Source organism: Endobacterium panacihumi, from assembly GCF_050847465.1.
GTDB lineage: Bacteria > Pseudomonadota > Alphaproteobacteria > Rhizobiales > Rhizobiaceae > Neorhizobium > Neorhizobium panacihumi.
In genome coordinates this window covers 215012-234932 of sequence record NZ_JBOZRA010000002.1, presented here as the reverse complement: position 1 = coordinate 234932, position 19921 = coordinate 215012, and the positions used below count along the sequence as shown (strand labels likewise).

17 protein-coding genes are annotated in these 19921 nt (G+C 60.3%); 10 read left to right on the top strand and 7 right to left on the bottom strand.

Going from position 1 to position 19921, the window contains the following annotated elements:
- Nucleotides 1-188 precede the first annotated feature (188 nt).
- Nucleotides 189-1625 carry an aspartate ammonia-lyase gene (locus ACRQ1B_RS12965; RefSeq protein WP_432294090.1) on the top strand — a complete coding sequence of 479 codons (1437 nt, stop codon included), beginning with the start codon at nt 189-191 and terminating at the stop codon, nt 1623-1625.
- On the opposite strand, the gene ACRQ1B_RS12960 is transcribed toward ACRQ1B_RS12965, so the two are convergent.
- The 6 genes from ACRQ1B_RS12960 to ACRQ1B_RS12935 all read right to left on the bottom strand — a co-directional run bounded on the left by ACRQ1B_RS12960 (nt 1597) and on the right by ACRQ1B_RS12935 (nt 6539).
- Nucleotides 1597-2310: a FadR/GntR family transcriptional regulator gene (locus ACRQ1B_RS12960; RefSeq protein ID WP_432294089.1), complete on the bottom strand. Its 714-nt coding sequence runs from the start codon at nt 2308-2310 to the stop codon at nt 1597-1599. The two genes, ACRQ1B_RS12965 and ACRQ1B_RS12960, sit on opposite strands and share 29 nt — an antisense overlap.
- An 82-nt stretch (nt 2311-2392) precedes the next feature.
- Entirely contained in the window at nt 2393-3403 is a 1011-nt protein-coding gene (locus ACRQ1B_RS12955; RefSeq protein WP_432294088.1) for a HAMP domain-containing sensor histidine kinase, read from the bottom strand.
- A 1-nt stretch (nt 3404) separates the two neighbouring features.
- A complete protein-coding gene (locus tag ACRQ1B_RS12950; RefSeq protein WP_432294087.1) occupies nt 3405-4106 on the bottom strand; it encodes a response regulator in 702 nt (233 codons plus the stop codon).
- A 42-nt stretch (nt 4107-4148) separates the two neighbouring features.
- Nucleotides 4149-5642: a DUF4153 domain-containing protein gene (locus tag ACRQ1B_RS12945; protein WP_432294086.1), complete on the bottom strand. Its 1494-nt coding sequence runs from the start codon at nt 5640-5642 to the stop codon at nt 4149-4151.
- Nucleotides 5633-5815 carry a hypothetical protein gene (locus ACRQ1B_RS12940; protein ID WP_432294085.1) on the bottom strand — a complete coding sequence of 61 codons (183 nt, stop codon included), beginning with the start codon at nt 5813-5815 and terminating at the stop codon, nt 5633-5635. Before ACRQ1B_RS12940 ends, ACRQ1B_RS12945 begins: the two co-directional genes overlap by 10 nt.
- A gap of 115 nt (nt 5816-5930) precedes the next feature.
- Nucleotides 5931-6539 carry a TetR/AcrR family transcriptional regulator gene (locus ACRQ1B_RS12935; protein WP_432294084.1) on the bottom strand — a complete coding sequence of 203 codons (609 nt, stop codon included), beginning with the start codon at nt 6537-6539 and terminating at the stop codon, nt 5931-5933.
- A gap of 109 nt (nt 6540-6648) precedes the next feature.
- Here ACRQ1B_RS12935 and ACRQ1B_RS12930 point away from each other — a divergent pair, with 109 nt between their 5' ends.
- The 7 genes from ACRQ1B_RS12930 (at nt 6649) to ACRQ1B_RS12900 (ending at nt 16638) form a co-directional block, all read left to right on the top strand.
- Nucleotides 6649-7335, top strand: a complete 687-nt coding sequence (locus ACRQ1B_RS12930) for a PspA/IM30 family protein (protein WP_432294083.1) — start codon at nt 6649-6651, stop codon at nt 7333-7335.
- A gap of 42 nt (nt 7336-7377) precedes the next feature.
- Nucleotides 7378-7659: a YiaA/YiaB family inner membrane protein gene (locus ACRQ1B_RS12925; RefSeq protein ID WP_432294082.1), complete on the top strand. Its 282-nt coding sequence runs from the start codon at nt 7378-7380 to the stop codon at nt 7657-7659.
- A gap of 92 nt (nt 7660-7751) precedes the next feature.
- Nucleotides 7752-11147: an acyl-[ACP]--phospholipid O-acyltransferase gene (locus ACRQ1B_RS12920; protein ID WP_432294081.1), complete on the top strand. Its 3396-nt coding sequence runs from the start codon at nt 7752-7754 to the stop codon at nt 11145-11147.
- 327 nt (nt 11148-11474) lie between these two features.
- A complete protein-coding gene (locus ACRQ1B_RS12915; protein ID WP_432294080.1) occupies nt 11475-13091 on the top strand; it encodes an ABC transporter substrate-binding protein in 1617 nt (538 codons plus the stop codon).
- 71 nt (nt 13092-13162) lie between these two features.
- Complete coding sequence (locus ACRQ1B_RS12910) at nt 13163-14113, top strand: ABC transporter permease (protein ID WP_432294079.1); 951 nt, start codon at nt 13163-13165, stop codon at nt 14111-14113.
- Complete coding sequence (locus tag ACRQ1B_RS12905) at nt 14113-14955, top strand: ABC transporter permease (protein WP_432294078.1); 843 nt, start codon at nt 14113-14115, stop codon at nt 14953-14955. The genes ACRQ1B_RS12910 and ACRQ1B_RS12905 overlap by 1 nt, the downstream gene beginning before the upstream one ends.
- Before the next feature lie 3 nt (nt 14956-14958).
- Complete coding sequence (locus tag ACRQ1B_RS12900; RefSeq protein WP_432294077.1) at nt 14959-16638, top strand: ABC transporter ATP-binding protein; 1680 nt, start codon at nt 14959-14961, stop codon at nt 16636-16638.
- A 70-nt stretch (nt 16639-16708) separates the two neighbouring features.
- On the opposite strand, the gene ACRQ1B_RS12895 is transcribed toward ACRQ1B_RS12900, so the two are convergent.
- Nucleotides 16709-18172: an aldehyde dehydrogenase family protein gene (locus ACRQ1B_RS12895; RefSeq protein WP_432294076.1), complete on the bottom strand. Its 1464-nt coding sequence runs from the start codon at nt 18170-18172 to the stop codon at nt 16709-16711.
- Nucleotides 18173-18424: 252 nt separating this feature from the next.
- On the opposite strand from ACRQ1B_RS12895, the gene ACRQ1B_RS12890 reads away from it, so the two are divergent.
- Both ACRQ1B_RS12890 and ACRQ1B_RS12885 read left to right on the top strand, forming a co-directional pair.
- The gene (locus ACRQ1B_RS12890; protein ID WP_432294075.1) at nt 18425-19279 is read left to right on the top strand and encodes a GNAT family N-acetyltransferase; all 855 of its coding nucleotides are present in this window, start codon (nt 18425-18427) and stop codon (nt 19277-19279) included.
- A 119-nt stretch (nt 19280-19398) separates the two neighbouring features.
- Nucleotides 19399-19878, top strand: a complete 480-nt coding sequence (locus ACRQ1B_RS12885) for an Lrp/AsnC family transcriptional regulator (protein ID WP_432294074.1) — start codon at nt 19399-19401, stop codon at nt 19876-19878.
- Nucleotides 19879-19921 lie beyond the last annotated feature (43 nt).

The window sequence follows — 19921 nt, the reverse complement described above, 5'->3', positions numbered from 1 at the left end:
GTTCGATCATGCGTTTGTTTCGTCGCAGATTTTGTAATGCTGTAATACAGATTTTGCCTTCATAGGGCCATCATTAGGGCTTCGTCAAGTTTGATGAATTTCGTTTGACGATTTCAATCACAGAGGAGTATCACGGAAAAATCTGTCATACAGCATGACAGATTGAACTTTGGTGGAGGATGCCAGAGATGGCGACACGCATTGAAAAGGACCTTCTCGGTCCCAAGGACATTCCGGCCGATGCCTATTGGGGTGTGCACACCGCAAGGGCGGTCGATAACTTTCCGGTCACCGGCATCAGTGTCAGCCGTTATCCGCACGTCATTTGCGGCCTTGCCTATGTGAAGGAAGCAGCGGCCGAGGCCAATCATGAACTCGGGTTTCTTGATGAGCCGCGCCGCGATGCCATCGTTGCCGCCTGCCGGGAGATCAGGGCCGGTGCCCTGCACGACCAGTTCGTTGTCGATGTCATCCAGGGTGGTGCCGGCACGTCCACCAACATGAACGCCAACGAGGTGATCGCCAACCGGGCGCTGGAACTGCTCGGTCATGCCAAGGGGGATTACGCCCACCTGCATCCGAACGATCACGTCAATCTCAGCCAGTCCACCAACGATGCCTATCCGACCGCCATCAATGTCGGCACGATCGAGGCGATCGATAAACTGGCCGCTTCGATGGAATTTCTGCAGGACGCTTTCGAGCGCAAGGCAAAGGAGTTCGACGCCATCCTGAAGGTCGGCCGCACCCAGTTGCAGGACGCGGTTCCGATGACGCTCGGGCAGGAATTTCGCGTCTTTGCTGTCATGCTGGGTGAAGACCGCGCCCGTCTGCTGGAATCCGCATCCCTGTTGCATGAGATCAATCTCGGCGCGACCGCCATCGGCACGGGGCTGAATGCACCGGCCGGTTATGCGGCTTTGGCCTGCCGGCATCTCGCTCGCCTGACCGGGCGTCCGCTGAAAACGGCGGCCGATCTTATCGAAGCGACGCAGGATCCCGGCGCCTTCGTTCACCTCTCCGGAGTGTTGAAGCGGGTAGCGGTAAAGCTGTCCAAGACCTGCAACGACCTGCGTCTTCTATCGTCCGGCCCGCGCGCGGGTATCGGCGAGATCAACCTGCCTCCCATGCAGGCGGGGTCCAGCATCATGCCGGGCAAGGTCAATCCGGTCATCCCGGAAGTGGTCAATCAGGTCGCGTTTTCGGTGATCGGCAACGATATCACCATCACCATGGCGGCCGAGGCCGGTCAGCTTCAGCTCAATGCCTTCGAACCGGTGATCGTGCGGTCGCTCAGCGACAGCATCGCGCATCTGGAGGCGGCCTGCCGCATTCTGGCCGAACGTTGCGTCAATGGCATTACCGCCAATCCGGGCATCATGGCGCTGCGTCTGGAACAGTCGCTGGGACTGGCAACCGCACTCAACCCGCTGATCGGCTATTATGCGGCCACGCAGGTGGCGCGTGAGGCGCAGGAAACGGGCAGGACGATTGTCGAAGTTGTGCTGGAGCGGGGCCATCTGACGGCCGAGCAGCTGGAAAGGGCATTGCGCCCCGAGGTGCTGGCCAATGTTCAGGCTCCGACCAGCGAACCGATCACCGATCCGGCTGACCTGCCCCGATAATTCCGGTCACCACCTGCTTTACCTGGCCAAGGTGAAGCTCCATGGCTCGCGAGGCATCGTCTTGCGAGCCGGCGTTCACCGCCACGGCGATGCGCCGATGTTCGCCATTTGAGGCGGCGCGGCGGCTCGCCATCATGTTGACCAGCTCCGATTGCTGCATCAGCGCGTCGCGCGCATCGGTGACGATCTTTTCGAAAACGGCGTTGCCGGATGCCCTGGCCAACAGCATGTGGAATTCGGAATCGAGCATAACCCAGCGGTGTGGGTCTTCTTCCGCATCCATGCGCTCGCACAGTGTCATGAGGTCGGATGCCTGCTGTTCGCTTCGGCGCAGTGCCGCCCAGCCGGCGGCAGGCACTTCGATGAACGGGCGGGCCTCGATCAGGTCGCGCGCGGAATATCCGCTGTAACTGAGATCGGCAGATGGCGCCGAGGTGGTGACGAAGGTCCCGCTTCCGGTTCGCGTCTGTGTCATGCCGAGCGTTTGCAGCGAGCGCAGCGCCTCCCGGATGACCGGACGGCTGACACCATATTTCTTGGCAAGATGGGTTTCGGATGGCAGGCGTGTTCCAACCTCGATGCGGCCGGAAACGATCGCGGAACGCAATTCGTCGAATACCGCCTCAGCCGCATTCTTACGGCTGATCGGGCTATTTTCTGACAACCAATCAGCCGATGCACTCATGGCGTCAAACTGTCCGATGGCTCCGGCATTGTCAATTGTCGAACACCCCCGCACCGGTCACCTGTTGGTTATGCTGCAGATCTCATGGCAGCGGCACGGTGATCGCGAATGCGGTCCCGGATTCGAAGGTATCCTGAAGCGCAATCTCTCCGCCGTGGGATGCCAGCATGGTGCGGGCGATATCCAGCCCCATGCCGGTTCCGCCCGCATGGCGACGGGTCGAAAAGAAGGGTTGGAAAATGCGTTCGCGGTTTGCCGGCGAGATACCATTGCCGTTATCGCGGAAAAGAATGTTGGCGGCGCGGGAGGCGGCAGAGACATGGATGTCGATGCTGGTCGCACCGTTCTGGAAGGCGTTTTCGGCAAGATTGCCGAAAACGACAGTCGCCGCCTCGAGTGGCAATGCGAGGCGCAGTGTCGTCTGCCCACCGGCTGCTATGCCGAAGGCGGGAAACCGTGTTTGCAACATCCGGCAGATGTCGTCGGTCGAAATCTGCCCGTTCGGGATCGGCATTTCCGCATGTGCAAGTTCCCGCAGCCTTGCCAGCAGCAGGTCGAGACGTTTGGAATCGGCGATGATGTTTTCGAGAAAACGCTGCCGTTCCGCCTTGGTCATCGGCTGTTCATCGTCATCGTCGCGCAAAAGCTCGGCCGCGCCGCGGATCGAGGTCAAAGGCGATTTCAGTTCGTGCGAGACATGCGCCGCAAACGAGCGCACATATTCGCTGCGGTCGACCAGCTTGCTGGCGAGGTCGAGAAAACTCTGCGAAAGCGTGGCGATCTCGCGTGTGCCGTAACTTCCGAGCGGCTGGATTGCTGCCCGTCCACCATGGGCAATTTCGTCCGAGCGGGTGATCAGCGCGTTGATCGGCGCGGTAATGTTGCGGCTGAGAACATAAGCGACCGCAAGCGTTACCAGCAGCACGACAACAAGCGCGCCGGCTTCGGTCGTGGTCGTCAGCGAGGCGGTGTTGTCGCTGGTGCGAAACCAGATGATGCTGACGATGGGCAATGCCATGATCGACAGAAGCACGGCATAAACGATCAATGCCAAGGGTGGTCGCCATTTCGGTTTTACCTGCGGTGCCGGCATGTCACGCCCTCCCATTCTCGCCGACATGAAGCTTGAAACCGACTCCATGCACGGTGGTGATAAGATTGTCGGCGCCGATCGCGGCAAATTTCGCCCTTATGTTGCGGATATGGCTGTCGATCGTTCGATCGGCGACATAGGTGCCCGGCCCATAGGCCGCGACCATCAGCTGCTCGCGGCTGAACACCATGTCCGGTCGCCCCATCAGGGCTTCGAGGATTGCAAATTCCAGCGCGGTGGGCGTCAGCGGGCGGCCGGCAAACGTGACCGCCCTGCCGGCGCGGTCCAGACGCAGGTCTCCCACCGTCATCTCCTGATCGTTCCTCTCCATCGCAGCAGGCCCACTGCGCTTGAGGATTGTCTTGACCCGCGCGACCAGTTCGCGCGGGCTGAAGGGTTTGGTGACATAATCGTCTCCGCCGATTTCGAGGCCGAGAATGCGGTCGATTTCTTCATCCCGCGCGGAAAGAAACAGGATCGGGACAGATGATGTCTTGCGGATTTGCCGGCAGACCTCGAGGCCATCCATGTCCGGCATGCCGATATCGAGCACGATCAGGTCGATCCTGCCGGCGCGAAACGTCATCATAGCCTGAGTGCCGGTTCCCGCCGTCGCCGTGGTCATGCCGGCGCGTTCCAGCGCAAAACAGATCACCTCGCGGATATTGGGCTCGTCATCGACGACAAGGATGCGGGGTGCCATGACTTCTCCTGAAAATGCGATGGCATGGGTGATATCGCTGTTTCACCTTTCGATCAAAGCGGTTGATTGCAGATAGGTTTCCATTCGGTGCTGGCGATAGCTCCAGCTGCGCCAGTCCCTGGACCGTTCAACGAAACGATCGACCAGTTCCTGCTTCTTGCATTCCACTCTGGCGCGCTCGACGGCATCGGCAGGAAGGGATGCGAGATAAAGGTCGAAAGCGGCGATGGCGGAAGGCCCAAGCGAGGCGAGATAATAGATATCGAGCGGTTCGCCCTGATGTTCGGGTCTAAGGCTGTTTTCGACATTGAACCGGGCGATGAAGCCGGAAAAATCGAAACATGCGCAGAGGTAGAGAACGGTCGCCAGGGTGACGAGGTTCATCGAGATCAGCCATTGGTTGGAGCGGCGCAGCGCGATCCGGAGCAGGATGAGCGTGAGGCCCGCGGCAACCAGTCCCATCCAGATGCCGGCGGCAATGCGAAGGCCGGTCAGCGAATAGGTCCCGACATAAAGATCAAGCCGGAGAATGGATGACAGGCAGAGCAGGACATTCTGCAGGATCCAGGCAATGACGAGAATGCGGATCAGCCGGCTGTGATCTCCGGGGCCACCACGACGCATGGCAATCAGCACAAAGGCGGCGGCCAGCAGTGCCGTTGCCACCAGTGGATAGGCGCCGCGATGGGCATATTCCGCATGGCTCATGCCGGCCGGCAGCTCGGCGCCACCCCAGAGATACATGAGATCGAGCAGCGTCTGCATGGCAAAGAGAAGATTGAAGACCGACAGGCAACGAACGAGCGCGGTGTGATCGAGAAAGGTGCTGGCCTTGATGCCGGCTTCGGCTTTTTCAGGTGCACGGCGTCTAAACCTGCGGATAAGACGTGGCCGCATGATTGCCCAGGCAGTGATTGCCGTGACGAGCCACAACGTCATCCGGCCGAGATCGGGTAGGTTCAACAGGAAACTGAGATCGATATTGCTGAGACCCATCTCGATCAGCGGATTGGCGACGCTGAACAGAAGAAGAAAAACCAGCCCCATGCCCAGCGGAAAAAGCCAGCCGCTAATCGATTTTACGGTCGTGCCGAAAAGCGTGCGGCCGGAATGGGATGCAAAGATCCGGTGGCAGGCTTGAGGCAGCCTGATGACGAAGGTCGGCAGGAAACGCAGAAGAACGAAGGGAATTGCACTTGGTGTTTTCGGCAGAAGTTTTGCATTCGCCAGCGCGACAAGGATGACGGCGGTCATGGCAAGGATCAGGCCACTGAGCGTTGGCGCTTCCAGCAGGGGCGCTGCGGCAAGCGCCGAGAAACCGAGATAGGCAGCGGCTGCGATGGGGCGCGGTGGTCTTGTGGCCGACAGCAGAACAGCAACGGTAAGTGCAATCGGCATGAGGAAGAGGTTGAGGCCGGGCGCCTGTGCAAAAAACAGAAAGTCAGCCAGCGCGATCATTGCCACAAGCACAGACAGGCGGATTTTACCGTGGATGGGCGAGCGCGGTGCGTTTGTTTCGCTGTTCGTCAATTGCATGTCCGAACCTCCCCTCGGCAGGCCTGGAAGGTGTTGGTGCCGTCGCGGCGTTTGAACGGCGACGCGGTACCTGTTTCGACGGTAAAATCCTCCTGCAGCCACCAGTTCTCCTTGAGGAGGCGGTAAGGCAGACGGGGAAGGGCGGAGCGATCTGGGATGAGGTGCTTTTTCATGCCGACAGAATGCTCGGTGCGTTTGCAGTTTTTGTGCAGACGATGAGGATCTATTCAGGATTTCGGGCCAGCAGAAGGGATGGCGGGCGCAGCGATGACGCGCCCGCTTTCAGGTTCACTCCCTGCGCAGGGCAGCGGCGCCGGCGGCGATCATGATGATGATTTCATCGAGTTCCCGCTCCAGCCGTTCCGGCGGCAGGCCGACGAACCGGGCTTCCAGCGTGATGCTGATAATGCCGTGAACCGCGCCGAACAGGGTGCGTGCCCGCACGGCGCGTTCCTCGTCGCTCATCTCCGGCTGCAGTTCCTTCAGCGGTTCGGCAATGATGCTCAGCAGGAACAGATGTTCGTCCAGATGCCATTGCGGCGAGGGCGTATCCGCCGGCAGGGCGTGTTCGAACAGGGCTTTCCAGAGATTGCGGTTGGCCATCGCAAATTTCAGGTAACCCTGTCCCAGATTGCGCAGACGGTCGGTGGGAGACCTGTCCTTCACCTCCGTCACCGCCAGCGATTGCTCGAGCGCCTTCAGCGTCGTTGAGTTCACGTGAATGATCAGGTCGTTGAGGTCCGTATAAGCGCTGTATAGGCCGCCAAGCGCGCAGCCGGCATCCTGAGTCACATCGCGCGCGCGCAGGTTGGCCACGCCGTCGCGTTCAATACGATCGCGCGCGGCCTCCAGCAGCCTTGCTTTCAGGTCTTCGCGTTTTTCTTCCCGTCGGCCCATTTCATCATCCTGAAAAATATTGAACGATGTTCAAAATAATTGTTGAACGTCGTTCAAGTTTATGCGACACATTCATTCGTGAACAATGTTCATAAACGGGAGACGTTAAATGTTCAACCTGATTGCAACACTTCTGCGCGGAAGGGCACATGATGCCGAACAGGCTGTCGCGGATCGTCATGCCATGCCACTGCTCGCCCAGCAGATCCGCGATGCGGCACAGTCCATCCAGTCGGCGCAACACGCTCTGGCCGTCGCCATTGCCCAGAACGAAAAAGAGCGCAGCCAGCACGCGGCGGTCCTGTCGCGTATCGCCGATCTCGAGGAGCGCACGCTGGCCGCACTTTCGAAAGGTAATGACGGGCTGGCCCGCGAAGCCGCCGATGCCATCGCCTTTCTGGAGGCCGAGAAGGCGGCATCCGAACAGGCGCAGGCGCAGTTTTCCGGCGCCATCGCAAACCTCAAGGCGACCGTGCGGTCCGCCGAAGGACGCCTGAAGGAACTGCAGCGCGGAGAACGGCTGGCCCGCGCCACCCATGCCGCCCACAAGATCGATCACACTGCTGCAGGCGTCGGTCTCGCCACGCTGGATGATGCCGAACGCACGCTGGAGCGCCTGCGCGACCGCCAGAAACAGACCGAAACGGTGTCCGCCGTTCTCAAGCAGATGGACGGCCCGACCCGCACGGCCGGCCTGATGGAACGCCTGGCAGACGCCGGTTGCGGCGCGCCCTTGCGCTCTTCCGCCGATGAGGTGCTGACGCGTCTTCGCACCCGCCTCGATGCCACTTGCTGAAATTGAACCCCACTCTTCAAATCTCGATAAGGAACCAAGATCATGAACGACAGCTTTCAGAAACACTCCTCCAGCTGGGTCAGCTTTTCCTACATCTCTTTTGGTGCTGCCGCCTTCATGCTGGCGCTCGGCCTCTGGATGATGCCGCTCGATCTGTGGGGCAAGGGTTACCTCGCCATGGGCATCCTCATGCTGGTGCAGACGACGGTCAACATGACCAAGACTTTGCGCGACAACGCGGAATCGGAAAAGCTGATCCGCAGAATAGAAGACGCCAAGACCGAGAAGCTGCTCGTCAAGTTCAACCGCGACAGTGACGATTAAGTCTCGTTAACGATGCCACGGAGTTATTTCGGCTTTCAATGATTGCCTAATAATTCCGTGGTCCTCCTGCCGTGATCGAAAAGGAAAGCGCCATGCACGACAGTCTGATGAAAACGAGGAAATTTGCGCCGCTGTTCTGGACGCAGTTCCTCTCCGCCTTCAACGACAATTTCCTGAAACAGACGCTGATCTTCCTGATCCTGGCAACGATGGCCGCCGAAGGTGCTGCCCTCGTCACGCTGGCGGGCGGCATCTTCATCGTACCCTTCCTGCTTCTGTCGGCACTCGGCGGCGAACTTGCCGACAAACACGACAAGGCGCGGATGGCCGAACGCCTGAAATTCGCGGAAATCGGCATCGCCGCCATCTCGGTCATCGGCATCGCCTTTTCGTCCATCTTCGTGCTGATGGTCGCCCTGTTCGGCTTCGGTGTCATCTCGGCTTTGTTCGGACCGATCAAATACGGCATCCTGCCCGACCTTCTGGAAACCCGGGATCTGCCCAAGGCCAATGCGTGGATCGAGGGTGGCACTTTTATCGCCATCCTCACCGGTACGATCGTCGCGGCCCTTGCCTTTGCCGAGGGTGACAGCGTCTGGATCTTTGGCCCGATGATGATGGTTCTGTCGGTCCTGTGCTGGCTGTCGGCCCGCATGATCCCGCGCACCGGCGCACAGGCGCCATCTCTCGTCATCGACAAGAATGTGCTGCGCTCCAGCCTGACGCTGGTGAAGGAATTGCGCGAGGATACCCGTGTCTGGCGCTCGGCGCTGATGAATTGCTGGTTCTGGTTCGTGGGCGCTTTCGTCATGTCGATGCTGCCGATCATGGTCAGCGAAATTCTCGGTGGCTCCGAACTCGTTGTGCCGGCCTATCTCGCCATCTTCGCGATCTCGATTGCCATCGGTTCGGCCATCGCCGGCTGGATGTCGGCCGGTCGTGTCGTGCTTCTGCCGGCACCTGTGGGCACCGCTATCGTCGCCCTGTTCGGCATCGACCTCGCCTGGAACCTGTGGGGCCTGCAATCGACCTCGCATGCGCAGACGATCTCCGAATTTTTCGCCGGCCAGAACACCATCCGTGTGGCGATCGATCTCGCCGGCATGGCGATCGGTGGTGCTTTCCTCGCCGTGCCGACCTTTGCCGCCATGCAGACCTGGGCGGATGAAAAACGCCGCGCCCGTGTCATCGGTGGTGCCAACGTCCTGTCGGCCCTGTTCATCACCATCGGTCTGGCGCTGGTCGCCGGTCTGCAGGCGGTCGGCATGTCGGTGCCGATGATCATCCTCGGCCTGTCCATCATCAACATTGCCGTTGCATGGCTGATGCTGAAGACACTGCCGACCAACCCGTTCCGTGATTTCATTTCGATCCTCTTCCGCGACTTCATGCGTCTGGAAGTCGACGGTCTGGAAAACATCCGCAAGGCCGGCCGCGCACCGATCATCGCGCTCAACCATGTCAGTTTCCTCGATGGCGCGCTGGCGCTTGCCATCACCGAAGAAGAACCGGTCTTCGCCGTCGATTACAAGATCGCCCAGGCATGGTGGGTGCGCCCCTTCCTGAAGATGGCAAAGTTCCTGCCGCTCGACCCGACCAAACCGATGGCGACGCGTTCGCTCATCAAGGTGGCGCAGGATGGCAATGCCATCGGCATCTTCCCGGAAGGCCGCCTCACGGTCACCGGCACGCTGATGAAGGTCTATGACGGCGCCGCCATGGTTGCCGACAAGACCGGCTCGATGATTGTGCCCGTGCGTATCGATGGTCTGGAAAAGAGCTATTTTTCGCGGCTTTCCGGCGGTCAGGTGCGCCGTCGCCTGTTCCCCAAGGTCAAGGTGACCATTCTCGAACCGGTGCGTCTCGAAGTGCCGGAAGACCTTAAAGGTCGCAAACGCCGCATCGCCGCCGGTGCCGCGCTCTACAGGATCATGTCCATGCTCCTGTTCAAGACCACCAATACCAACCTCACCGTGCTCGAGCGCATCATCGAAACGGCGCAGGAAAAGGGTGGCAACAAGCTGGCCGTCGAGGATCCGATCAGCGGCCCGTTGTCCTACGGCAAGCTGCTCACAGGTGCTGCCGTTCTGGGCGCAAAATTCAAAAAAATGTTCCCGAACGAAAAGACGCTCGGTGTCATGCTGCCGAATGCCAATGGCACTGCCGCCACCGTGCTGGGCGTCATGTCGGCGGGCAAGGTACCGGCCATGCTGAATTTCACCGCCGGTGCGGCCAACATCCTGTCGGCCTGCAAGGCGGCGCAGGTAAAGCATGTGCTCTGCTCACACGCCTTCGTCACGCAGGGCAAGCTCGGTCCGATCATCGCCGAGATGGAAAAGGAAGTGACCATTGTCTGGCTCGACGATCTGCGTGAAACGATCACCGCCTTCGACAAGGTTTTGGGGCTTTTCCGCCGTTACAAGCCGCTGGTGAAACAGACGGCGGAAGATACCGCCGTCATCCTCTTCACCTCCGGTTCGGAAGGGTCTCCGAAGGGCGTGGTGCTCACCCATCGCAACATCCTGTCGAACGCCGCCCAGGCCGCCTCGCGCATCGATTTCCACTCGGGCGACAAGGTGTTCAACATCCTGCCGGTCTTCCACTCTTTTGGCCTGACCGCCGGCACCGTTCTGCCGCTGGTTGCCGGCGTACCGGTCTATTTCTACCCGTCGCCGCTGCATTACCGCATCGTGCCGGAACTGATCTATACGTCGAATGCCACCATCATTTTTGGCACCGACACATTCCTCAACGGGTATGCCCGCACGGCGCATCCGTATGATTTCCGCTCGATCCGCTACATCTTTTCCGGTGCCGAACCGGTCAAGTCGTCGACGCGCGAGACCTATATGGAAAAATTCGGCCTGCGTATTCTCGAAGGTTACGGCGTCACCGAAACAGCACCAGTCATCTCGCTCAACACGCCGATGTTCAACCGCTCCGGCACGGTCGGAAAAATCATGCCGGGCATGGAATGGAAGCTCGAACCGGTGCCGGGCATCGATGAAGGCGGCCGACTGTTCATCAAGGGCGCCAATGTCATGGCCGGATATCTCAGGGCCGAAAATCCGGGCGTCATCGAACCGCTCGAAGGCGGCTGGCACGATACCGGCGACATCGTCACCATCGATGAGGATGGCTTTGTCACCATTCGCGGCCGCGCCAAGCGTTTTGCCAAGATCGGTGGCGAAATGGTGTCGCTGGCGGCTGTCGAGGCTCTGGCCGGACAGTTGTGGCCGGGCAGCCTTTCGGTCGTCTCCTCGGTGCCGGATGCCAAGAAGGGTGAACGTCTGATCCTGCTTACCGATGCTCCCAATGCCACGCGCGGCGATTTCGCAAGTTTTGCCAAATCGAAGGGCGCCATGGACATGATGGTGCCGGCCGAGGTCAATGTCGGTATCGTGCCGGTGCTTGGCTCGGGCAAGGTCGATTTCGTGGCCGCGAAAAAGCTCGCACTGTCATCGCAATCGTCTAAGGATGCTGCCTGAGGCAAAAATGACGTGGGCGGCGACCGGGAGTTGCCGTCCATTTCCGCCCTGCCTGAATTACACGTCAACAGTTGCAGGACCCGTTCGGGATGGCGGTGAACGGCTCCGGTTTCCGCGAAAGGCATCAAAGCCGGTATCGCAGCACACAACACCTGTCCGCTAACATTTCATAAAACATTATGCGGTCGCGGACCCGAAAACCGCGTAACTTTTACCCCTGGGCAAGCGATAGTGAGTGCAGTGAGCTTTCCTGTCCTTTGCCAGTTCGGCTGCCCGAAAAGGTCAAAAAAGGCTCTCTGACCAACAATAATAGGGAACAGCATCGCCATGACACATCAGTTCGATAAGTCCCGCTGGAGCCGCAACGACGACAGCGCAGTCGAAAATGCCATTCGGCGCGGTGCGACCCGCCGCGATCTGCTTCGCATGCTTGCCGCCGGCGGCGTTGTTGCCGCCACCGCCGGCACCTTTATCGGTTCGGCACAAAATGCTGTCGCCCAGACGCCGAAAAAGGGCGGCGCCCTTCGCGTGGCGCTCGCCTCGACGTCGACGGCCGATACGATGGACCCCGTGCGTGCCTCCGCGCAGGGTGACTACATGCGCATGTCGACCTTCTACAACAAGCTGACGGTGCTCGATAACTCGCTGACGCCGCAGATGGAGCTGGCCGAAAGTTTCGACACGACGGACGCCAAGGTCTGGACGATCAAGCTGAAGAAGGACGTGACCTTCCACAACGGCAAGACGATGGATTCCGCCGACGTCGTTTATTCGCTGAGCCGCCACGTCGATTCGAAACTGACCTCGCGGGCCAATGCGCTCGCCAAGGCGATGACCAAGATCGAGGCCGTCGACGCCAATACGGTGCGCATCGAACTCGACCTGCCCAATGCCGACCTTCCGGCCATCCTTGGTACCTACCATTTCGTCATCATCCCGGCCGGCACGACGGATTTCACCAAGGCCGTCGGCACCGGCCCCTACATGACCGAAGTGTTCGAGCCCGGCATCCGCACTGTCGGCAAGCGCAACCCCAACTATTTCAAGTCGGATGCGGCCTTTGTCGACAGTATCGAGATTTTCGGCATTCCGGATGAAAACGCCCGCGTCAACGCGCTTCTGTCCGGCGATGTTCATATCGGCGCCTCGATGGATGCCCGCTCGGCACCGCTTGTGAAGAACAATCCTTCGTTGCGCCTGATGGTGGCTCCGGGCGGCAGCTACACCAATCTCAATATCCGCATGGATATGGAACCGGGCTCCAAGAAGGATTTTATCGCCGGTATCCGGGCGCTCACCAATCGCGAGGCGATCAACCGCGCCGTGCTGCGCGGTCTGGGCGAAGCCCATAACGACCAGCCGATCCAGCGCGCCAGCCGCTATTTCAACGCCGATGTCGTGCCGCAGGCCTTCGATCCGGAACTTGCCAAGCATCATTTCGAAAAGGCCGGGCTTCTCGGCGTCGGCATTCCGCTGATCTGCTCGGATGCCGCCAAGGCCTCGCCGGACATGGCCATGGTGCTGCAGCAGGATGCCGCCAAGATCGGCGTCAAGATCGATGTGCAGCGCATGCCGGCCGATGGTTACTGGTCGAACCAGTGGATCAAGGCGCCCTTCCACTTCGGCAATATCAATGCCCGCCCGACAGCCGATATCCTCTTCTCGCTGCTCTACAAATCGGATGCCGCCTGGAATGAAAGCCGTTATGTCGACGCCAAGTTCGACAAGATGCTGATTGAAGCCCGCGGCTCGCTGGACGAGGCGCAGCGCAAGCAGATCTACGGTGAAATGCAGGCGATGGTGGCAAAGGACGCCGCAACCATCATCCCGGCCTATATCGCCAGCGCCGATGCCATGAGCACCAAGGTCGGCGGCCTCAATCCGCACCCGCTCGGCATGCTGCAGGGCTACAATATTGCTGATACCGTCTGGCTCGACGCCTGATCAATCAGGGCGCGCGGTTTTCCGCGCGCCGTTTCTGTCGGATTTCGAGACTGAGCGAGAGGCCAGCCCATATGAACAAACGCATCCTGGAGATGATCGGCGGGAGGCTGGCAATCGCTATTCTGTCGCTGTTTCTCGTATCGCTGGCGGTCTTTTTCATCACCGAACTTCTGCCCGGTGACACGGCGCAGGAACTGCTCGGCCAGGCGGTCACCACCGAGGCGGCCGCGCAGCTGCGTGAAACGCTCGGCCTCGATCGCCCGGCCATCCTGCGTTATTTCGAATGGATCTTTGGTCTTCTCACCGGCGATCTCGGTTATTCGCATGTCTCCGATCGCCCGGTTGCCAATCTTGTCGCCGAACGCCTTCCCAACTCGCTGACGCTTGCCGGCATCACCATGGCGATCACCATTCCTCTGGCGCTCGGCCTCGGCATTTTTGCGGCCATCTGGAAGGGCTCGATCTTCGACCGCGCCATTTCATCGGTCGCCATCATGCTCGTCTCCTTTCCGGAATTCATGATCGCCACGCTGCTGGTCATGTGGCTGTCGGTCTATCTGCAATGGCTGCCGGCGCTCTCCTTCATCCCGGCAACGGCCGATATGCGCACCATCGTGCTTGCCTTCATCATGCCGGTCTCGGTTCTCGTGTTCGGAAGCTGCTCGCAGATGATCCGCCTCTCACGCGCCGCCATCGCCGATGCCATGGCCACCCCTTATGTCGAAATGGCCATGCTAAAGGGCGCATCGCGCAGCCGCATGGTGCTTCGCCATGCTCTGCCGAATTCGGTGGCACCGATCGTCAATTCCGTGGCGCTCAGCATGTCCGGCCTGCTCGGCGGTGTCATCATCGTCGAAACGGTGTTCAACTATCCGGGCCTCGCCAAGCTGATGGTGGATGGCGTCACCACGCGTGACATGCCGCTTATCCAGACCTGCTCAATGATCTTCTGCGGTTTCTATCTGGTGCTGATCACCGCTGCCGACATCATCGCCATCCTGTCCAATCCGAGGTTGCGCTGATGACCGTTTCCGCCGCTCCACGCCGCAAGCTCCGTTTCCGGATCCGCCCGATCGCCGCCATCTGCCTGGCTGTCATCCTGTTCTGGACCGTCATCGCCCTGTTCGCCCCGCTTCTGGTACATTATCCGGTCGGCGACATGGTCAGTTACGATTATTTTGGTCCGATGAGCCATGAATACTGGCTCGGCACTGATTATCTCGGCCGCGACATCTATTCCCGCCTGCTCGTCGGTGCCCGTTATACGATAGGCATCGCTTTTGTCGGCCTTATCCTGGCTGCCCTCATCGGCATCACGCTCGGGCTTTCTGCCGCCGCCTTCGGTGGCCTGTTCGACACCATACTCAGCCGCGCCATCGACACTTTTGTCGGCATCCCGAACCTGCTTCTTGCACTGGTGATCGTCGCCGGTGGCGGCTCCAGCATCCCGATCCTGGTTTTCGCCATCACCATCATCTTTTTCCCCGGTTGCTATCGTTTCACCCGGTCGATGGCGGTCAACGTCAACGCGCTCGATTTCATCGCCGCCGCACGGGCGCGCGGCGAAGGCCATTTCTATGTGATGATCCACGAAATCCTGCCCAACATCGTCGGGCCGATCATGGCCGATCTGGGCTTACGTTTCGTGCACATCATCCTGCTCCTGTCGGGCTTGAGCTTCCTCGGCCTCGGCGTGCAACCGCCTTTCGCGGACTGGGGTGCCATGGTGCGTGAAAACATGATCGGCATTTCCTATGGATCGCCGGCAGTCGTCGTGCCGTCGCTGGCTCTAGCAAGCCTTGCGCTCGCCATCAATCTCCTGATCGACAACCTGCCGCAGCGCATCCGCGACCAGCTGGAGTAGACCATGACCAATCATTCGAAAACCGTGGGCGAAACGCTGGTCAAGGTCGAAGGCCTGAAAGTGGCTGCCACCACCGACAGCGGCCGCACGATCGAAATCCTCAAGGGCGTCTCCTTCGATGTGCGGCGCGGGGAAGTGCTGGCGCTGATCGGCGAATCCGGCTCGGGCAAGACCACGATTGCGCTTTCACTTCTCGCCTATGCCCGCTCGGGCTGCCATTTTTCCGGCGGCCGGGTTCTGCTCAACGGCAAGGACCTGATCGCGCTCGATGAAAAGGAACGCCAGAAACTACGCGGCAACACGGTCTCCTACGTGCCGCAAAGTGCTGCCGCCTCGTTCAATCCGTCGAAAAAGATCATGGACCAGGTGGTCGAGGTCGCCAAAATCCACGGCATTCTCGACAAGGCGGCCGCGCGGCAGAAGGCGATCGGCCTGTTCCGCAGCCTTTCGCTGCCGTCGCCCGATACGATCGGCGACCGTTATCCGCATCAGGTGTCGGGTGGCCAGTTGCAGCGCCTTGCCGCTGCCATGGCGCTGATCGGCGATCCGCAACTCGTCGTGTTCGACGAGCCGACCACCGCGCTCGACGTCACCACCCAGATCGAGGTGCTGAAGGCGTTCAAGTCCGCCATTCTCGACCGCGGCATGACCGGCGTTTATGTCTCGCACGATCTTGCGGTTGTGGCACAGATTTCCGATCGCATCATCGTCTTGAAGGACGGCGAGGTTCAGGAAGCCGGCGAAACGGAACAGATCGTCGGCGCACCCGCCCATCCCTATACGCAGGCGCTTATCTCCGCTTTCGAGCCGGTGGAAGCGGAAGCGGCAGGTTCACGCCCCGCCAACAGCGTGGTTCTGGAACTGCGCGACGTCGTTGCCGGTTACGGCAATGTCAAAAGCGACGGCAAGCCGCATATCATCGCGGTCGATGGCGTCAGCCTCACGCTCCAGCGCGGCCATTCGCTTGGCGTCATCGGCGAATCCGGCTGCGGCAAGAGCACGCTTCTGCGCGTCGCGGCAGGCCTGCTGCCGGCGGCATTGGGCGATTGTGTTCTCGACGGCAAGGACCTGCGGCCGCAGGTCAGCGCGCGCAGCAAGGATGAGCTGCGAAAAATGCAGATCGTTTTCCAGTTGGCCGATACTGCGCTCAACCCGGCCCAGACGGTCGGCAATATCATCGGCCGCCCGCTGACATTCTACCACGGCATGAAGGGCGAGGCGCGCGACAAGCGGGTGATCGAGCTTTTGGACATGGTGCGGATGCCGGCGCAGTTCCGCCATCGGCTGCCGCGCGAACTGTCGGGCGGGCAACGCCAGCGCATCAATCTGGCGCGTGCGCTGGCCGCAAAACCGGATGTCCTGCTCTGCGATGAAATCACCTCGGCGCTCGATACGGTCGTCGCCGCCAAGGTTCTGGAACTGTTGAAGGAATTACAGCGCGAACTGCATCTGTCGTATCTTTTCGTCAGCCACGATATCCACACCGTGCAGTCACTCTGCGACGAGGTGATGGTGATGTTCGCCGGCAAAAAACTCGAAACCTTTACCGCAGCCGACCTGCATGCCGAAGCGCGCCATCCCTATACAAAACTTTTGGCCTCCTCGCTGCCGACGCTCGATCCCACCTGGCTCGACAATCTGCAACAGGACCCGGAACTGGTGCGCAAGTTTGCTCATGCCTGACGGCTGGATATAGATACAAAAAAATGGCCCGGATTGCTCCGGGCCATTTTCGTATTGAAGTTTTCGATGATCACAGATCGATCAGCACCGATTTGGTGCGCATCGCGCCCATATAGGCTTCCCGGCCGAGATCCTTGCCAAGCCCGGAACTTTTGTAGCCGCCGGTCGGCAGGATCATGTCGCGCGAACGGCCGTAACGGTTGACCCAGACGGTGCCGGCTTCCAGCTTGCGCGACATGCGGATCGCCCGCGACAGATCGCGGGTGAACAGGCCGGATGCCAGACCATAGGTCGGGTGGGTGGCCAGTGCCGTCGCCTCTTCCTCGGTCTCGAATGTCTGGATGCTCAGGACCGGGCCAAAAATCTCTTCCGTCACCGCCGGGTTGGTTTCATCGACACCGGCCAGAATGGTCGGCGCATAAAAATAACCCTCCGCGCCCATGCGGCAGCCGCCGGTCACCACGTCGGCGCCGGCCGATTTCGCGGCATCGACGATGGCTTCGATGCGGGCAATCTGCGTTTCCGAAATGATCGGCGAATAGGTGGTGTCGGCATCCCATGTCCGGCCCGGTCGCATCGCCGCCATATGCGTGGCGATCTTCGCCGCCAGTTCCTGCGCCACCGATTTTTCCGCGATCAGCCGCGAACCCGCCACGCAGACCTGACCAGCATTCCCGGTGATCGAGCGGGCGATGCAGGCGGCGGCGAGATCGATGTCGGCATCGGCAAACACCACCTGCGGGCTCTTGCCGCCCAGTTCCAGCGTCATCGGCTTGATGCCGGTACGGGCAATGTCCGACATGATCTGCGCACCGGCGCGGGTGGAGCCGGTAAAGGAGACTTTTCCAACCAGCGGATGCGTGGTGATGGCGGTGCCGGTCGTTGGTCCATCGCCGAGCACGACATTCACGAGCCCGGCAGGAATGCCGGCGCGCACCGCCAGTTCGGCAAGATAGAGCGTGGAGAATGGCGTCATCTCGGATGGCTTGATGACGATACCGTTGCCGGCCGCCAGCGCTGGGCCGAGCTTCCAGGCGGCCATGGAAAGCGGCACGTTCCACGGCGCAATCGCGCCGATCACGCCATAAGGCTCATGCAGGATCATGCCCATCTGCGCATCCGCCGTCGGCACCACCTGACCGCCTTCCTTGTCGGCGAATTCGGCGAAGAAGCGAATATGGTCAGCGCAGTTGACCACGTCGCCCTGACGCGCCTGCGTGATCGGCCTTGTCGAGCAGACGGCTTCCAGCTGTGCCAGGTAACCGGCTTCCTCGTCGATCAGGTCGGCAAAACGGCGCAGAACACGGGCGCGGTCGCGCGGCATGCAGGTTGCCCAGTCGGACTGGCGCTGCACGCGCGCCGAAATCGTGATGGCTTCATTGACCAGGCCAGCATCGGCGACCGGAATGGCGGTGAGCGGCTTGCCGTCGCTCGGACGTCGGATTTCCAGCGCATCGGCTCCCTCGACATAACGGCCATCGATAAAATGGCCCTTTGGAAGGCGAAGCGTGGTCGGGTCAAAGGAGAGCGTCATGAAGAAGTCCATCCGTTCTTGAGCGGGTGCCGACGGAGATATGCCGGCCATGATGGATCAAGGCTAAAGCAAAGGGCGTGGCCATTTATGCCGTATCGGCGGCGGGTGGCCGAAGATACTGCGCATTTGCGTCGACCGACCGAAAGCCACGGCAGAACAAAATCGCGTCTGGGCCGGGGTAAAACGCGCAAAATGCTGCGCTCTGGCTTTAGGATGTTATCCTGTGTGAAGCGGCATTAAGCGGATACCGGGATGGAAACGAGAAAAATCGACAATTTCGAGCTTCAGCTTGTGCCGATGGAAGAGGAGCACATTCCTCGCCTGCACGAGCTGTCGATTGCGGTGAACTGGCCGCATCGTCCGGAAGACTGGGCCGTGGCGCTGGCGCTTGGCGAAGGGGTGATCGCCTTCGATGAAATCGGCCGCCCGGTCAGTTCCGCCATGACCTTTCCGCTCGGCGAGGGCGTTGCCAATATCGGCATGGTCATCACCTCGCCACGCCTGCAGAACCACGGCGCCGCGCGCTGGCTGATGGACGAGATGCTGCAGCGGACGAAAGGCAAGGTGCGCCGGCTGAACGCCACCAAGGCCGCCTACAATCTCTATCTTTCCATGGGGTTCCAGCCCTATGCACTCGTGCTGCAACATCAGGGCACGGCCGTCGCCCTGCCCGGTGAAGACGCCCGCGTGCGACCGATGACGGACGCGGATGTGGCCGGAATTATCGAAACCGACCAGCGCGGTTTCGGGTCGGACCGCAGCCCCGTGATCGAACATCTTCTGCCGCTGTCGGAAGCGATGGTGCTGGAGGAAAACGGCAGGATCAACGGTTACGCCCTGTGTCGGCGTTTTGGCCGGGGCCATGTTCTCGGCCCGGTCGTGGCGGCAAGCGAAGAGGATGCCATCGCGCTCATCCTTCCGCTGATCGCCGCCCATGAAGGCAATTTCCTGCGCATGGATACGCGCCACCCGAACGGACCCTTGCAGGCAGCACTTGAACAGGCCGGACTTGTCCTGTTCGATCACGTCACGACGATGCAGCTGGAGCCGATCGGCAAACAGCCGGAACTGATGGTGTTTGGCCTCGCCAATCAGGCGCTGGGATAGCGCAAGCCGGCAGGATCCGTCGAAGGGCAGTCATATGCTTTTCTCCACTGGCTGGATCGCAAACTGCCCGATAGTATGCACGGGATGGCTCAAGGGCCGGATAACGCAAGGGAACGCACGTGAAGCTTGACCGTATCGACATTCGGATTTTGCACGAGCTGCAAAAGAACGGCCGCCTGACCAATGTCGAACTTGCCGAACTCGTTCACCTGTCGCCCAGCCCCTGCCTGATGCGCGTGAAAAAGCTGCAGCATGTCGGCTACATCACCGGTTATTCCGCCCATATCGATCTCACCAAACTGGGCCCGACCGTCACGGTCTTTACCGAGGTGACACTCAGCAACCACCGCCAGAACGATTTTTCGCGCTTCCAGCAGGCGATCGAAAAGGTTGAGGAAGCGATCGAGTGCCACCTGATTTCGGGTGGCTACGACTATCTTCTGAAATTCGTCACCGCCAGCATTTCCGATTACCAGGAACTGATGGAACGCCTGCTCGAAGCCGAGATCGGCATCGACAAATATTTCAGCTTCATCGTGATGAAGTCACCCTTCGTGAAACATCACCTGCCGCTGCGCACGCTGTTTCCGGATAATTGAAAACAGGACGCCCGCCGGATGATACGGCAGGCGCTTTGCGCAT

Bases quoted from the DNA above. Each gene is read 5' to 3' on its own strand.
- ACRQ1B_RS12890 (WP_432294075.1), top strand. From the start codon at position 18,425: ATGGAAACGAGAAAAATCGACAATTTCGAGCTTCAGCTTGTGCCGATG.
- ACRQ1B_RS12960 (WP_432294089.1), bottom strand. From the start codon at position 2,310: ATGAGTGCATCGGCTGATTGGTTGTCAGAAAATAGCCCGATCAGCCGT.
- ACRQ1B_RS12935 (WP_432294084.1), bottom strand. From the start codon at position 6,539: ATGGGCCGACGGGAAGAAAAACGCGAAGACCTGAAAGCAAGGCTGCTG.
- ACRQ1B_RS12955 (WP_432294088.1), bottom strand. From the start codon at position 3,403: ATGCCGGCACCGCAGGTAAAACCGAAATGGCGACCACCCTTGGCATTG.
- ACRQ1B_RS12925 (WP_432294082.1), top strand. From the start codon at position 7,378: ATGAACGACAGCTTTCAGAAACACTCCTCCAGCTGGGTCAGCTTTTCC.
- ACRQ1B_RS12940 (WP_432294085.1), bottom strand. From the start codon at position 5,815: ATGAAAAAGCACCTCATCCCAGATCGCTCCGCCCTTCCCCGTCTGCCT.
- ACRQ1B_RS12900 (WP_432294077.1), top strand. From the start codon at position 14,959: ATGACCAATCATTCGAAAACCGTGGGCGAAACGCTGGTCAAGGTCGAA.
- ACRQ1B_RS12905 (WP_432294078.1), top strand. From the start codon at position 14,113: ATGACCGTTTCCGCCGCTCCACGCCGCAAGCTCCGTTTCCGGATCCGC.
- ACRQ1B_RS12965 (WP_432294090.1), top strand. From the start codon at position 189: ATGGCGACACGCATTGAAAAGGACCTTCTCGGTCCCAAGGACATTCCG.
- ACRQ1B_RS12920 (WP_432294081.1), top strand. From the start codon at position 7,752: ATGCACGACAGTCTGATGAAAACGAGGAAATTTGCGCCGCTGTTCTGG.
- ACRQ1B_RS12910 (WP_432294079.1), top strand. From the start codon at position 13,163: ATGAACAAACGCATCCTGGAGATGATCGGCGGGAGGCTGGCAATCGCT.
- ACRQ1B_RS12930 (WP_432294083.1), top strand. From the start codon at position 6,649: ATGTTCAACCTGATTGCAACACTTCTGCGCGGAAGGGCACATGATGCC.
- ACRQ1B_RS12950 (WP_432294087.1), bottom strand. From the start codon at position 4,106: ATGGCACCCCGCATCCTTGTCGTCGATGACGAGCCCAATATCCGCGAG.
- ACRQ1B_RS12895 (WP_432294076.1), bottom strand. From the start codon at position 18,172: ATGACGCTCTCCTTTGACCCGACCACGCTTCGCCTTCCAAAGGGCCAT.
- ACRQ1B_RS12915 (WP_432294080.1), top strand. From the start codon at position 11,475: ATGACACATCAGTTCGATAAGTCCCGCTGGAGCCGCAACGACGACAGC.
- ACRQ1B_RS12945 (WP_432294086.1), bottom strand. From the start codon at position 5,642: ATGCAATTGACGAACAGCGAAACAAACGCACCGCGCTCGCCCATCCAC.